This window comes from Achromobacter pestifer (assembly GCF_013267355.1).
Lineage (GTDB): Bacteria > Pseudomonadota > Gammaproteobacteria > Burkholderiales > Burkholderiaceae_B > Achromobacter > Achromobacter pestifer_A.
On sequence record NZ_CP053985.1, the window covers coordinates 233,097 to 246,517 of the forward strand.

General features: G+C 66.5%; 12 protein-coding genes. 11 read left to right on the forward strand and 1 reads right to left on the reverse strand.

What is annotated here, in order from left to right:
• Positions 1–36 precede the first annotated feature (36 nt).
• The 7 genes from FOC84_RS01625 to FOC84_RS01655 all read left to right on the forward strand — a co-directional run bounded on the left by FOC84_RS01625 (position 37) and on the right by FOC84_RS01655 (position 7,511).
• Positions 37–1,611, forward strand: coding sequence for an ABC transporter substrate-binding protein (locus FOC84_RS01625; protein WP_173142891.1), 1,575 nt, complete (start codon positions 37–39; stop codon positions 1,609–1,611).
• 102 nt (positions 1,612–1,713) lie between these two features.
• Entirely contained in the window at positions 1,714–2,721 is a 1,008-nt protein-coding gene (locus tag FOC84_RS01630; protein WP_173142892.1) for an ABC transporter permease, read from the forward strand.
• Positions 2,718–3,557, forward strand: coding sequence for an ABC transporter permease (locus FOC84_RS01635; RefSeq protein WP_173142893.1), 840 nt, complete (start codon positions 2,718–2,720; stop codon positions 3,555–3,557). The genes FOC84_RS01630 and FOC84_RS01635 overlap by 4 nt, the downstream gene beginning before the upstream one ends.
• A 9-nt stretch (positions 3,558–3,566) precedes the next feature.
• Positions 3,567–5,198: an ABC transporter ATP-binding protein gene (locus FOC84_RS01640; RefSeq protein ID WP_173142894.1), complete on the forward strand. Its 1,632-nt coding sequence runs from the start codon at positions 3,567–3,569 to the stop codon at positions 5,196–5,198.
• Positions 5,199–5,236: 38 nt separating this feature from the next.
• On the forward strand, positions 5,237–5,527 hold the full coding sequence (locus FOC84_RS01645; protein WP_088139700.1) for a cupin domain-containing protein: 291 nt from the start codon (positions 5,237–5,239) through the stop codon (positions 5,525–5,527).
• A gap of 17 nt (positions 5,528–5,544) precedes the next feature.
• Positions 5,545–6,609, forward strand: coding sequence for a histone deacetylase family protein (locus tag FOC84_RS01650; RefSeq protein ID WP_173142895.1), 1,065 nt, complete (start codon positions 5,545–5,547; stop codon positions 6,607–6,609).
• 14 nt (positions 6,610–6,623) lie between these two features.
• Positions 6,624–7,511 (forward strand): DMT family transporter, encoded by an 888-nt coding sequence (locus tag FOC84_RS01655; protein WP_173142896.1) that lies wholly within the window; start codon positions 6,624–6,626, stop codon positions 7,509–7,511.
• A gap of 9 nt (positions 7,512–7,520) precedes the next feature.
• On the opposite strand, the gene FOC84_RS01660 is transcribed toward FOC84_RS01655, so the two are convergent.
• Positions 7,521–8,546 (reverse strand): LacI family DNA-binding transcriptional regulator, encoded by a 1,026-nt coding sequence (locus tag FOC84_RS01660; protein ID WP_173142897.1) that lies wholly within the window; start codon positions 8,544–8,546, stop codon positions 7,521–7,523.
• A gap of 132 nt (positions 8,547–8,678) precedes the next feature.
• Between FOC84_RS01660 and FOC84_RS01665 the strand changes: the two genes are divergently transcribed.
• From FOC84_RS01665 to FOC84_RS01680, 4 genes are read left to right on the forward strand one after another with little or no spacing between them, the layout of a single operon-like run.
• The gene (locus FOC84_RS01665) at positions 8,679–9,221 is read left to right on the forward strand and encodes a TRAP transporter small permease (protein WP_173142898.1); all 543 of its coding nucleotides are present in this window, start codon (positions 8,679–8,681) and stop codon (positions 9,219–9,221) included.
• Between the two features lie 36 nt (positions 9,222–9,257).
• Entirely contained in the window at positions 9,258–10,538 is a 1,281-nt protein-coding gene (locus FOC84_RS01670; RefSeq protein WP_173142899.1) for a TRAP transporter large permease, read from the forward strand.
• Positions 10,539–10,560: 22 nt separating this feature from the next.
• Positions 10,561–11,577, forward strand: coding sequence for a TRAP transporter substrate-binding protein (locus tag FOC84_RS01675; RefSeq protein WP_173142900.1), 1,017 nt, complete (start codon positions 10,561–10,563; stop codon positions 11,575–11,577).
• A 57-nt stretch (positions 11,578–11,634) separates the two neighbouring features.
• Positions 11,635–13,416, forward strand: coding sequence for an IlvD/Edd family dehydratase (locus FOC84_RS01680; RefSeq protein ID WP_173142901.1), 1,782 nt, complete (start codon positions 11,635–11,637; stop codon positions 13,414–13,416).
• The last annotated feature ends 5 nt before the right edge of the window (positions 13,417–13,421 follow it).

The window sequence follows — 13,421 nt, forward strand, 5'->3', positions numbered from 1 at the left end:
ACACCTGTCAGACCCTTTCCAGCCCGGAGGCTCGCAGTGAAATCGAAGAAATGGTTCTCTCTAAGCATCGGCGCACTGGTCCTCGCGGCCGCGCTGCCCGCCACGCAAGCCCTGGCGCAGACCAAGGGCGGCACGCTGAACATGATCGTGCAGCCCGAACCGCCGGTGATCGTCACCGCCATCAACCAGCAAGGCCCCACGCAATTCGTCGCCGGCAAGATCTACGAGAGCCTGCTGACCTACTCCACCGACCTGAAGCCCCAGCCCGGCCTGGCCAAGTCGTGGGAGGCCTCGGCCGACGGCCTCTCCTATACCTTCCACCTGCAGGACAACGTCAAGTGGCATGACGGCAAGCCCTTCACGTCCGAAGACGTGGTGTTCTCGCTGGCGGACATGCTGCCCAAGACCCATGCGCGCGCCCGCGTGATCCTGAACAAGTTCGTGGAATCGGTGCAGGCGCCGGACGCCAAGACGGTCGTCGTCAAGCTGAAGACGCCCTTCCCCGCCTTCATGCTGATGTTCGAGCCGGGCTTTGCGCCCATGATGCCCAAGCACCTCTACGCGGGCACCGACTACATGACCAACCCGGCCAACCAGAAGCCGGTCGGCACCGGCCCGTTCATGTTCAAGGAATGGAAGCGCGGCGAATACATCAAGCTGACCCGCAACCCCGACTACTGGAAACCGGGCAAGCCCTATCTGGATGAGCTGGTGTTCAACGTCATTCCCGATTCGGCCTCGCGCGCGGTGGCCTTCGAGCGCGGCAGCGTGGACGTGCTGCGCGGCGGCGACGTGGACAACGTCGACATCAAGCGCCTGCGCGCCCTGCCCAAGGTCGAGTACACCACGGCGGGCTGGGAGATGTTCTCGCCCCAGGCCTACCTGATCTTCAACATGCGCAAGCCGCCCTTCGACAACCTGAAGGTGCGCCAGGCGGTGATGGCGGCCATCAACCGCAACATGGTGGTCAACAACATCTTCTTCGGCCTGGGCAAGGTCTCCACCAGCCCCTTCGTCACCACCGAGATGTTCTACGACAAGAACATGCCGCCCCTGGCGTTCGACATGAAAAAGGCGCGCGCGCTGATCAAGGAGTCCGGCATCAAGCCCGAGGACTACACGATCCGCCAGCTGAGCTTCCCCTACGGCTCCACCTGGGACCGCCTGGGCGAATACACCAAGCAGGCGCTGGAACAGCTGGGCTTCAAGGTCAACCTGGAAGCCACCGACGCGGGCGGCTGGGCCAGCCGCACGGGCAACTGGGACTTCGACATGACGACCACCTTCACCTACCAGTACGGCGACCCCGCGCTGGGCGTGCAGCGGCTCTATATCTCGTCGAACATCGTCAAGGGCTCGCCGTTCGCCAACGTGCAGGGCTACAGCAACCCCGAGACCGACAAGCAATGGGAGGCCGCCGCCTCGGAAGTGGATGCCGCCAAGCGCCAGGAAATCTACACCAAGCTGCAGACCACGCTGGTCAATGACATCGCCAACGGTTTCCTGGTGGATATGGAATTCCCCACGCTCTACCGCGGCAACGTGAAGAACCTGGTCAAGACCGCCATCGGCCTGAACGAGACCTTCGACGACGTGTACATCGAGAAGTAAGCGCCGCAGGACGCCGCCGCGGCATGCCTGCCGCGGCGGCGGATCCCGGCCGGGCAAGGGCTGCCCATCGCAGGCCGCGCCCGACCAGAGAGGACTCCGAGCATGAAATTCCTGTCTTTCCTCGTTTCCCGCATCGGCAAGGCCCTGGTGGTCGTGCTGGGCGTGGTGATCATCAATTTCTTCCTGATCCGCCTGGCCCCCGGCGACCCCGCCGCCGTGCTGGCGGGCCAGGCCGGCGCGGGCGACGCCGCTTACGTCGAACAACTGCGCGTGGCCTTCGGCCTGGACAAGCCCATCCTGACCCAGCTGATGCTGTACCTGAAGGGCGTGGTCCAGCTGGACCTGGGCTTCTCGTACCGCAACCATGTGCCGGTGCTGGACCTGATCCTCGAACGCCTGCCCGCCACCTTCCTGCTGATGTCCTGCGCCTTCGTGTTTTCCATCGTGCTAGGCGTGTTCCTGGGCGTGGTGGCGGCCAAGGCCCGCTACCGCAACAAGCGCCGCTGGATCGACAGTTCGGTCATGACGGGCGCGCTGGTGCTGTACGCCACGCCGCTGTTCTGGCTGTCGCTGATGGGCATCCTGCTGTTCTCGGTGGTGCTGGGCTGGCTGCCCGCCTTCGGCATGCAAACCGTGGGTGCGAACCTGAGCGGCTGGGCGCGCGCGGGCGACATCGCCCAGCACCTGATCCTGCCCACCGTGACGTTGGGCTGCTTCTTCATGGCGGTATACGTGCGGCTGACGCGCGCCTCCATGCTGGAAGTGATAGGCATGGATTTCGTCAAGACGGCGCGCGCCAAGGGGGTGAGCCCCGGCCGCGTGATCCGCGCCCACGTGCTGCGCAATGCGCTGCTGCCGGTCATTACCTTCGCCGGCATCCAGCTGGGCCAGATGGCCGGCGGCGCGGTGCTGACCGAAACCGTGTTCGCCTGGCCCGGCATAGGCCGGTTGATGTTCGACGCGCTGCTGCAACGCGACTACCAGCTGCTGCTGGGTATCTTCCTAGTCACCTCCATCATGGTGGTGGTGTTCAACTTGCTGACCGACGTGCTGTACCGCCTCATCGATCCGCGCATCGGCGCGGGCGCGCAGCAAGGAGCCGCCGCATGAAGTCATTTGCCCGGCGCTACATGCGCAACTACGGAGCGGTGGCCGGACTGGCCATCATGGTGATCGTGGTGGCCGTGGCCCTGGCCGCGCCGCTGCTGTACGAAGAATCTCCCTGGATGATGGTGGCCGACCCGCTGATTCCTCCATTCACCAACGCCGACTACCCCTTCGGCACCGACATGCTGGGCCGCGACATCACCGCCGGACTGGTCTGGGGCGCCAGGGTCTCCTTGATGGTGGGCCTGCTGTCGACCGCCGTGGCGCTGGCCTTCGGCATACTGGTCGGCTCGGTGGCGGGCTATTGCGGCGGCCGGGCGGACGATGCGCTGATGCGCTTCACCGAGTTCTTCCAGACCATCCCGCAACTGGCCATGGCCGTGGTGCTGGTGGCGATACTGAGCCCGTCCGTCTATTCCATCATGGGCGCCATCGCGGTCGTATCGTGGCCGCCGGCAGCGCGCCTGGTGCGCTCGGAGTTCATGACGCTCAAGCAGCGCGAGTTCGTGCAGGCCGCCATCGTCATCGGGCAGACGCCGGCCCGCATCGTCGGCACCCAGATCCTGCCCAACGCCATGTCGCCCATCATCGTGTCGGCGTCCTTCATGGTCGCCACCGCCATCCTGACGGAATCGTCGCTGTCCTTTCTGGGTCTGGGCGACCGCAACCTGATGAGCTGGGGCTTCATGATCGGCGCGGCGCGCACCATGATCCGCGAAGCCTGGTGGATGAGCGTCTGGCCCGGCGTGGCGATCCTGCTGACGGTGCTGGCCATCAACCTGATCGGCGAAGGCCTGAACGACGCCCTCAACCCGCAGCTGCGCAAGCGCGGCGAATAGGAGGACGGCATGAACGCTTCCGCTCCCTTGCTGTCCATCCAGAACCTGAGCATCGCCTTGCCCAAGGGCGGCGACCGCCCCTATGCCGTGCAGGACGTGTCCTACGACATCCGCGCCGGCGAGATCCTCTGCATCGTCGGCGAATCGGGCTCGGGCAAATCCATGAGCGCCAACGCCATCATGGGTCTGCTACCCGATTACCTGACGCCGCAGCAGGGCCGCATCCTGTTTCGCGGCCAGGACCTGCTACGGCAGGACGAAGCCACCCTGCAGGCCATGCGCGGCAAGGACATGGCGATGATCTTCCAGGAGCCCCTGTCGGCGCTGAATCCGTTGATGACGGTGGGCGAGCAGATCAGCGAAGTCATGCGCGTGCACAACGCGTATCCGGGCGCGCAGCGCATGGCCCGCACGCTGGAACTGCTAGCCTTCGTGGGACTGCCCGACCCGGCCACGCTCTACCACGTCTACCCATTTCGCCTGTCCGGCGGCCAGCGCCAGCGCGTGATGATCGCCATGGCCCTGGCGCTGGAACCCGCGCTGCTGATCGCCGACGAACCCACCACCGCGCTGGACGTCACCACCCAGGCGCAGATCCTGGCGCTGATCGCCCGCATCCAGAAAGAGAAAGGCATGGGCGTGATGTTCGTCACCCATGACTTCGGCGTGGTGGCCGAGATCGCCCACCGCGTCGCCGTCATGGAAAAAGGCATCCTGGTCGAACAGGGGCCGGCCGACGAAGTGCTGAACCGGCCTCGCCACCCCTACACGCAACGCCTGATCGCGGCCGTACCGCACCGCCGCGGCGCCGAGCGCGAGTCCACCGCGCACGACCAGCCCGTGCTGGACGTGCGGGACTTGAAGAAGACCTACGTGGTGGGCCGCGGCTGGCTCGGCGGCAAACGCGAGGTTCATGCGGTGGACGGCGTCAGCTTCAGCGTGCGGCGCGGCGAGACGCTGGGCATCGTGGGCGAATCGGGCTCCGGCAAGTCCACCATCGGCAAGTGCCTGCTCAAGCTGGTGGGCATCAATGGCGGCCAGCTGATCTTCAACGGCCAGGACATCGCCGCCATGCCGGAATCGCGCTTCCGGCCGCTGCGCCACGACATCCAGATGATCTTCCAGGACCCGTTCGCCTCGCTCAACCCGCGCCATACCGTGGGCCGCATCATCAGCGACGGCCCCGTCGCCAACGGCGTGCCGCGCGCCCAGGCCGAAGCGCGCGTGCGGGAGCTGCTGGCGCTGGTCGGGCTGGACCCGTCCGCCTTCGACCGCTATCCCAACCAGTTCTCGGGCGGGCAGCGCCAGCGCATCGGCATCGCGCGCGCGCTGGCGCTGGAGCCCAAGGTGCTGGTGGCGGACGAATCGGTTTCGGCGCTGGATGTCTCCGTCCAGGCGCAAGTGCTGCAGCTATTGCACGATTTGCAGCAACGCCTGAAGATTGCGCTGGTCTTCATCACCCACGATTTGCGCGTGGCGGCCCAGATCTGCAATTCCGTTCTGGTCATGCATCGCGGCAAGGTGGTCGAGTACGGCTCGCCCGCGCAGATTTTTGACAACCCGCAACACGCCTACACGCGGCAGCTGATTGCCGCGGTTCCCGGCCAGCACTGGGACCCGACCAAGGCGCAAGCGGCCTGAACGCACAAGAATATCCATACCCCCAAGGAGAACACCTCATGCAACGCCCCGCCGCCATACCGACCGTGCAGATCGACAATGACATGGTCACCGTCACCGAATGGCGCTTTCCGCCCGGCGGCGAAACCGGCTGGCACCGCCACGGCATGAACTACGTGGTGGTCCCGCAGACCACCGGCCCGCTCTTGCTGGATACGCCCAACGGCGAGATCACCAGCCAGCTCACCACCGGCGTGGCCTATTACCGGCCCGTCGGCGTGGAGCACAACGTGATCAACCCCAGCGACACCGAATTCGTGTTCGTCGAAATCGAACTCAAACACGCGTAACGCCAGCGAGGGCAGCCATGAAGGCGTTTTTCTCGGAAGAGCAGCTGCAGCATGCGCCGCAGCAATTCATGCGGCTGGGACGCATCAGCGCCCCGACCGACCTGTCGGCGCGTGCGGAAAGCCTGCAAAGCGCATTGGCCGCGCGCGGCATCGGCGTGGAGGCACCGGCGGACTACGGCCGCAAGCCGCTGCAAGGCATCCACAGCGCCGACTATCTGGACTACCTGGAAACGGCGTACGCGCGTTGGCAGGCCATGCGATCGCCCACCGTGGATCCAGGCCCGGAAGTGCTGCCCAATCTTTCGCCCTACTACAACGGCCGGGTTGAACTCGCCGGCCGCGGCCCCTGCCCGTCGCCGTCCATCGTGGCCCAGACCGGCTACTACCTGAGCGACCTGTCCTGTCCCATCGGCCCCCAGACCTGGCGTTCGGCGCTGCGCTCCACCCATAGCGCGGTGGCCGCCGCCGACCACGTCGCCAACACCGGGGGCATGGCCTATGCCTTGTGCCGGCCGTCGGGCCATCATGCCCACCGCGACCGCGCGGGCGGCTTCTGCTACCTGAACAGCAGCGCGGCCGCTGCCAGCCGGCTGCTGCAGACCTGGTCCAAGGTGGCGGTGCTGGACGTGGACGCCCACCATGGCGACGGCACGCAGAACATCTTCTACCAGCGCGCCGACGTCATGACGCTGTCCCTGCACGCCGACCCCGCCGGCTACTACCCCTTCTATACCGGCTATGCGCATGAGCGCGGGCATGGCGCGGGCGAAGGCTGCAACCTGAACCTGCCGCTGCCGCATGGCTCGGGCAACGACACCTTCCTGCGGGCGCTGGACACGGCGCTCGCCGCGTTGGCGGGCTACGCGCCGCAGGCGCTGGTGCTGGCCCTGGGCTTCGACACCTACAAGGACGATCCCATCAGCGTGCTCAAACTGGATATCGATGCCTACCGCGACATCGGCGCGCGCGTCGCCAGCCTGGGACTGCCCACCGTGATCGTGCAGGAAGGCGGCTACATGGTCGAGGCCATCGGCCCCGCGCTGGACGCGTTCCTGCAGGGCGCGGGCCGGGCGGCAGCCTGAACCCGCCCGCCGACATGAGCTCCGTTCCCATCGCATTGCCCTCGCCGGCGGCCGCGCGCCAGACCGGCATCCTGCTGTTCTTCGCCGCGCTGGTGGCCTTCGCCACCTTCGACGCGGGGTCCAAGCACATGCTGGCGCGCTACCCCGCGCCCTTCCTGAACATCATGCGCTACTCGGCGGTGGCCGTGCTGGCGGTGGCGCTGCTATGGCGGCACCGCGGCGGGCCGCGGCTGCGCGATGCCTCTGAGAAGCCGCTGCTGATCCTGCGCGGCCTGCTGCTGGCCACCGTGGGCACCTGTTTCATGACGGCGCTGATCTGGATGCCGCTGTCGGAAGCCACGGCCATCTACTTCACCTCGCCCCTGATCATGGTGGCGTTGTCGCCCTGGCTGCTAGGGGAACGGGTGCGGCCCGCCCAGTGGACGGCGGTGGCGGCGGGCTTCGCGGGCATGCTGCTGATCGTGCGGCCGGGCTCGGACCTGCCCTGGCTGGGTACGCTGCTGATGGCGGTGTCCGCGGTCAGTTACGCGGTGTTCCAGGTGCTGACGCGCAAGCTTTCGGGCAAGGTGCCCGGGCCGGTCCAGTATGCCTACACCGCCTTCATCTGCCTCATCGTCACCGGACTGCCGGCGCCGTTCTTCCTGCCGGAACCGTGGCCGGATCTTGCGGACATGCTCTTCATCGTCGGCCTGGGCGCCTGCAGCGGACTGGCGCAGATCTTCCTGATATCCGCCTTTCAGCGCGTGGCCGCGGCGACACTGGCCCCGCTGAACTACTTCCAGCTGCTGCTGGCGGTGCTGTTCAGCACCTTCTGGTTCCAGCGTCCGCCGGACGCGCTGGCCTTGGCCGGCATGGCGCTGATCATCGCCTCGGGCGTGTTCCTGGCGCTGCGCCGGGCCTGAGGCTTGCGTTCAGCTGGTTTCGCGCTGCACCAGTTTGAAGCCCAGGTCCACATGGCGTTCGGCGACGGGCTCGCCCGCCAGATGCCGCATCAGCAAGCCCGCGGCCGATACGCCGATCTGGTAGCGCGGCGTGGCGATGGTCGACAACGGCGGCGTGGTCCAGGCCGTGCCCGCCACGTCGTGGAAACCGATGATGGCCATGCGTTCGGGCACCGGCACGCCCAGCCGTCCGCACTGGAACACCGCGCCCTGGGCCAGGTCGTCGTTGCAGAAAAAAAGCGCGTCGCAGTCGGGATGGCGCGCGCGCAGTGCTTCCAGCAGGGAGGCCCCCAGGGCGATGGATGATTTCTCCGGCGTCATGATTTCCAGGGCCGGGTCGTACAGGCCCGCATCCCGCAGCGCTTGGCGGCAGCCTTCGCAGCGGCGCAGCGAGCGCGGATCCAGCTGCGCGCCGACGATGCCGATACGGCGATAGCCCCGCTCCACCAGATGGCGGCCGGCGGCATAGCCGGAATCGAACTGCGAGAAGCCCACGCTCATGTGCTCGCCGCCGTCCAGCGTCTCGATCGTGTGCACGGTGGGAATGCGCTGCGTGTCCAACAGGTCCCATACGCCCTGGTTGTGGTCGATGCCGGTCAGGATCAGGCCGTCGGGCGCGTGCTGCAGGTACTTGCGCAGCAGGGCTTCCTCTTCGTCTGGCGCATAGCCGGTCACGCCGATCAGCATGTGGTAGCCATGGCGGTCCAGCTCTTCCTTGATCCCCGCGATGATGTCGACGAACACCACGTTGCTCAGGGACGGAATCAGCGTCACGATGGTCTGCGAACGCGCCGACGCCAGCGCGCTGGCCGCATGGTTGGGCACATAGCCCAGTTCCTGGCACACCCGCGCGATGCGCAGTCGCAATTCTTCCGCCACCTTGTCCGGCGTGCGCAGCGCGCGCGATACCGTGATCGCGCTCACGCCCACGCGGCGCGCCACATCCTGCATGGTGACGCGGCCGGCGCGTGAACTGCGGGGTTTACGGATGGACATCGGTCTTCGGCATCGGTTGGTGAGCGCGTAGTCTGACGCAAAAAACCGGGGCTTGCCAAACGCAAAATGTTAGCGCTAACATTCGTCGCAGCATAACCCTAAAAAATTCCGGGAAACGGATAGGAGACAAGCATGCAAGCTTCCCCACCGGGGCGGCCCGGCGGTACGCCGCTGGTCCGCGCCGCCAATTGGTGCTTCGCGCTGCAGACCTGGCTGATGGTGGCCTGTCTGGCCGTCATGGTGGTGCTGCTGTTCGGCAACGTCGCGCTGCGCTACCTGTTCAATTCCGGCATCAACGTCTCCGACGAGATCTCCCGGCTGGCGTTCGTCTGGATGATCTTCCTGGGTTCGGTGATTGCGCTGCGCTCGCATCAGCACATCGGCGTCACCATGCTGGTCGAACGCTTCGGCCCCGCCGCCCGCCGCGCCTCGCATGTGTTCTGCCAGTTACTGGTCCTGTGGGTGCTGTGGCTGATGGCCGAAGGCAGCTGGACGCAGACCCTCATCGGCCTGGACACGGTGCTGCCCGTGACCGGCATGTCGCTGGCCGTGTTCAATGCCGCGGCGCTGTATGCCGCGGCCGCCATGGCCATCCTGACCTTGATCGATCTGGTGCGCGTCCTTGCGGGCGGGCCCTTGCCGGCGGAATCCAACCCTGAAGACCCGCTGGTCTGACGGCTCCGCCTCCCCTACCCCGCCCGGACGTCCGCAATGATCCTGACCGTCTTCCTGCTCGTGTTGCTGGGGCTGATCGCCCTGGGCATGCCTATCGCTTTCGCGCTGCTGCTCAGTGCGATCGCCATGATGTTCCAGCTGGACTTTTTCGATACCCAGATCCTGGCGCAGAACATGCTGTCGGGCGCCAACAGCTTTACCCTCATGGCGGTGCCCCTGTTCATGCTGGCCGGCGAACTGATGAACGCCGGCGGCATTTCGCGCCGCATCGTCAACCTGGCCAGCACCTTCGTGGGCCACATCCAGGGAGGCCTGGGTTACGTAGCCATCTTCGCCAGCGTGCTGCTGGCCGCGCTGTCCGGCTCGGCCGTGGCCGACGCGGCGGCGCTGGGCTCCCTGCTCATCCCCATGCTGCGCGAGAAGGGCTACGACGCGGGCCAGGCCTCCGGGTTGATCGCGGCCGGCGGCATCATCGCGCCCATCATCCCGCCGTCCATCTCGTTCATCATCTTCGGCGTCGCCACCAATGTGTCGATCACCAAGCTGTTCTTCGCCGGCATCGCGCCGGGCCTGATGATGGGCCTCACGCTGGTCGCGGTCTGGACCTGGGTGGCGCGCAAGCACGGCAGCATCAAGCCCGCGCCGCGCGAGCCCTGGAGCAAGCGCTGGAAGGCGCTGCGCGAATCCTTGTGGGCCCTGATGCTGCCCGTCATCATCATCGGCGGCTTGCGCGGCGGCATCTTCACGCCGACCGAGGCCGCCGTCGTCGCCGCGGTCTACGCCTTGCTGGTCAGCCTGTTCGTTTACCGCGAGATCAGCGTGCGCGACCTGGCGCCGCTCTTCATCAACGCCGCCAGCACCACCGCCATCGTCATGTTCCTGGTGGCCGCGGCCATGGTCTCGTCCTACATGATCACCCTGGCCGACATGCCACAGGACCTGATCGCGCTGCTGGAACCGGTCCTGGACCAGCCCAAGCTGCTGATGTTCGCCCTGCTGATCCTGCTGACGCTGGTGGGCACCGTGATGGACCTGACGCCCACCATCCTGATCCTGGCGCCGGTGCTGATGCCGGTGGTGACCAAGGCCGGGATCGACCCCGTCTACTTCGGCGTGATGTTCGTCATGGTGGGCTGCGTGGGCCTGCTGACGCCGCCGGTGGGCACCGTGCTCAACGTGGTCTGCGGCGTCGCCCGCATCAATATGGAAACCATCTGCAGGGGCGTGTGGCGCTACGTCGTCGCCTACACGCTGCTGCTGGTCCTGCTGGTGATCTTCCCCGAGTTGATCACCGTACCCGCACGCTGGATGCATTAGAAAAACCCCAAGGAGGAGCACCATGATCACCCGTTTCAAGACCCGCATTCTTGTCCTGGCGACGGCGCTGTCCTGCGCCGTCGCCGGCGTCGCGTCCGCCGCCGACGTCAAACCGCGCCTGATCCGTTTCGGCTACGGCCTGAACGAGGAAAGCGTCCAGGGACGCGCCGCGCGCCACCTGGCGCAGGAGCTGGAGAAAGTCAGCGGCGGCAAGCTCAAGATGAAGACCTTCGGCTCGGCCAACCTGGGCTCGGACGAACAGATGCAGAGCGCCCTGGTTGGCGGCGTGCAGGAAATGATGGTGGGCTCCACCGCGCCCCTGGCCGGCATGGTCAAGGAATTCGGCGTGTTCGACCTGCCCTTCCTCTTCAACAGCGAAAAGGAAGCGGACGCCGTGCTGGACGGCCCGCTGGGCCAGGACATGCTGAAGAAGCTGGAGGCCAAGGGCATCGTCGGCCTGGTCTACTGGGAAAACGGCTTTCGCAACATGACCAATTCCAAACGCCCCATCGCGCGCGCGGAAGACCTGCAGGGCATCAAGCTGCGCGTGATGCAGAACCAGATCGCGCTGGGCGTCTTCAACACGCTGGGCGCGAATGCCGTGCCCATGCCGTTCTCCGAACTGTTCACCGCCCTGGAAACACGCACCGTGGACGGCCAGGAAAATCCCATCACCACCATCCAGAGCAGCAAGTTCTACGAGGTGCAGCCCTACCTGACCATCACCCGCCACGTCTACACGCCCTGGGTGGTGCTGGCCTCCAAAAAGTGGTGGGACACCCTGTCGCCGGAAGAGCAGAAGCTGATCCGCCAGGCGGCCGCATCCTCGCGCGACTTTGAACGCCAGGACAGCCGCGCCGATTCGCAGAAGGCCATGACCACGCTGGAGAAAGCCGGCATGAAGATCAACACGGTCTCGCCCGAAGAGGTCGCGCGCATGCGCCAGAAGGTGCAGCCGGTGGTCGACAAGTACACGCAGGAACTCGGCCCCGAGCTGGTCAAGCAGCTCAACGACGAAATCCAGAAGGCGCGCAATTAGTCCCAGCGGCCCGGACGCGCGCCGGGCCGCCACGCAACCGCTGTAAACGAGAACTCCATGTCCCAGACTCCCCGCAAGCTGCGTAGCCAGAAGTGGTTCGACGACCCGGCTCACGCCGACATGACGGCCATCTACGTAGAGCGCTATCTCAACTACGGTCTGACGCGCCAGGAACTGCAATCGGGGCGGCCGATCATCGGCATCGCCCAGACCGGCAGCGATCTGGCGCCCTGCAACCGGCATCATCTGGCGCTGGCGGAGCGCATCAAGGCCGGCATCCGCGACGCGGGCGGCATCCCCATGGAATTTCCCGTGCACCCGCTGGCCGAACAGGGCCGGCGGCCCACCGCCGCGCTGGACCGCAACCTGGCCTACCTGGGCCTGGTCGAGATTCTGCACGGCTATCCGCTGGACGGCGTGGTGCTGACCACCGGCTGCGACAAGACCACGCCCGCCTGCCTCATGGCCGCGGCTACCGTCGACATTCCCGCCATCGTGCTGTCCGGCGGCCCGATGCTGGACGGCTGGCACGACGGCCAGCGCGTCGGCTCCGGCACGGTCATCTGGCATGCACGCAACCTGATGGCCGCGGGCAAGCTGGACTACGAAGGCTTCATGACGCTGGCCACGGCATCGTCGCCGTCCATCGGCCACTGCAACACCATGGGCACGGCGCTGTCGATGAACTCGCTGGCCGAAGCCCTGGGCATGTCGCTGCCCACCTGCGCCAGCATCCCCGCGCCCTACCGCGAACGCGGCCAGATGGCGTATGCCACCGGCTTGCGCATTTGCGACATGGTGCGCGAGGACCTGCGCCCGTCCCACATCCTGACGCGGCAAGCCTTCGAGAACGCCATCGTCGTGGCCTCGGCGCTGGGCGCCTCCAGCAACTGCCCGCCGCACCTCATCGCCATGGCCCGCCACGCCGGCATCGACCTGAGCCTGGATGACTGGCAGCGCTTGGGCGAAGACGTGCCGCTGCTGGTCAACTGCGTGCCCGCGGGCGAGCATCTGGGCGAAGGCTTCCACCGCGCGGGCGGCGTCCCGGCCGTGCTGCATGAGCTGACGGCGGCCGGCCGCCTGCATACGGACTGCGCCACCGTGTCCGGCAAGACCATCGGCGAGATCGCGGCCGCGGCCAGAACCAACAATGCCGACGTCATCCGCAGTTGCGACGCGCCGCTCAAGCATCGCGCCGGATTCATCGTCCTGTCGGGCAATTTCTTCGACAGCGCGATCATCAAAATGTCGGTTGTGGGCGATGCCTTCCGCCGCGCCTATCTATCGGAGCCGGGTTCGGAGAACGCCTTCGAGGCGCGCGCCATCGTGTTCGAAGGTCCCGAGGACTACCACGCGCGCATCGAGGACCCCGCCCTGAACATCGACGAGCATTGCATCCTGGTGATCCGCGGCGCCGGCACCGTGGGCTATCCGGGCAGCGCGGAAGTGGTCAACATGGCGCCGCCCTCGCATCTGCTCAAGCGCGGCATAGACTCGCTGCCCTGCCTGGGCGACGGCCGCCAGAGCGGCACCTCGGCCAGCCCTTCGATCCTGAACATGTCGCCGGAAGCCGCGGTGGGCGGCGGCCTCGCGCTGTTGCGCACCGGCGACCGCATCCGCGTCGACCTGAACCAGCGCTCGGTCATCGCCCTGGTGGACGAAACCGAACTGGCGCGCCGCAAGCTGGAGCCGCCCTACCAGGCGCCGGAACCTCAGACGCCGTGGCAGGAGCTGTACCGGCAACTGGTTGGCCAGCTTTCAACCGGCGGCTGCCTGGAGCCCGCCACCTTGTATCTGAAGGTCGTGGAAACGCGGGGCGATCCCCGGCATTCGCATTGACGCCG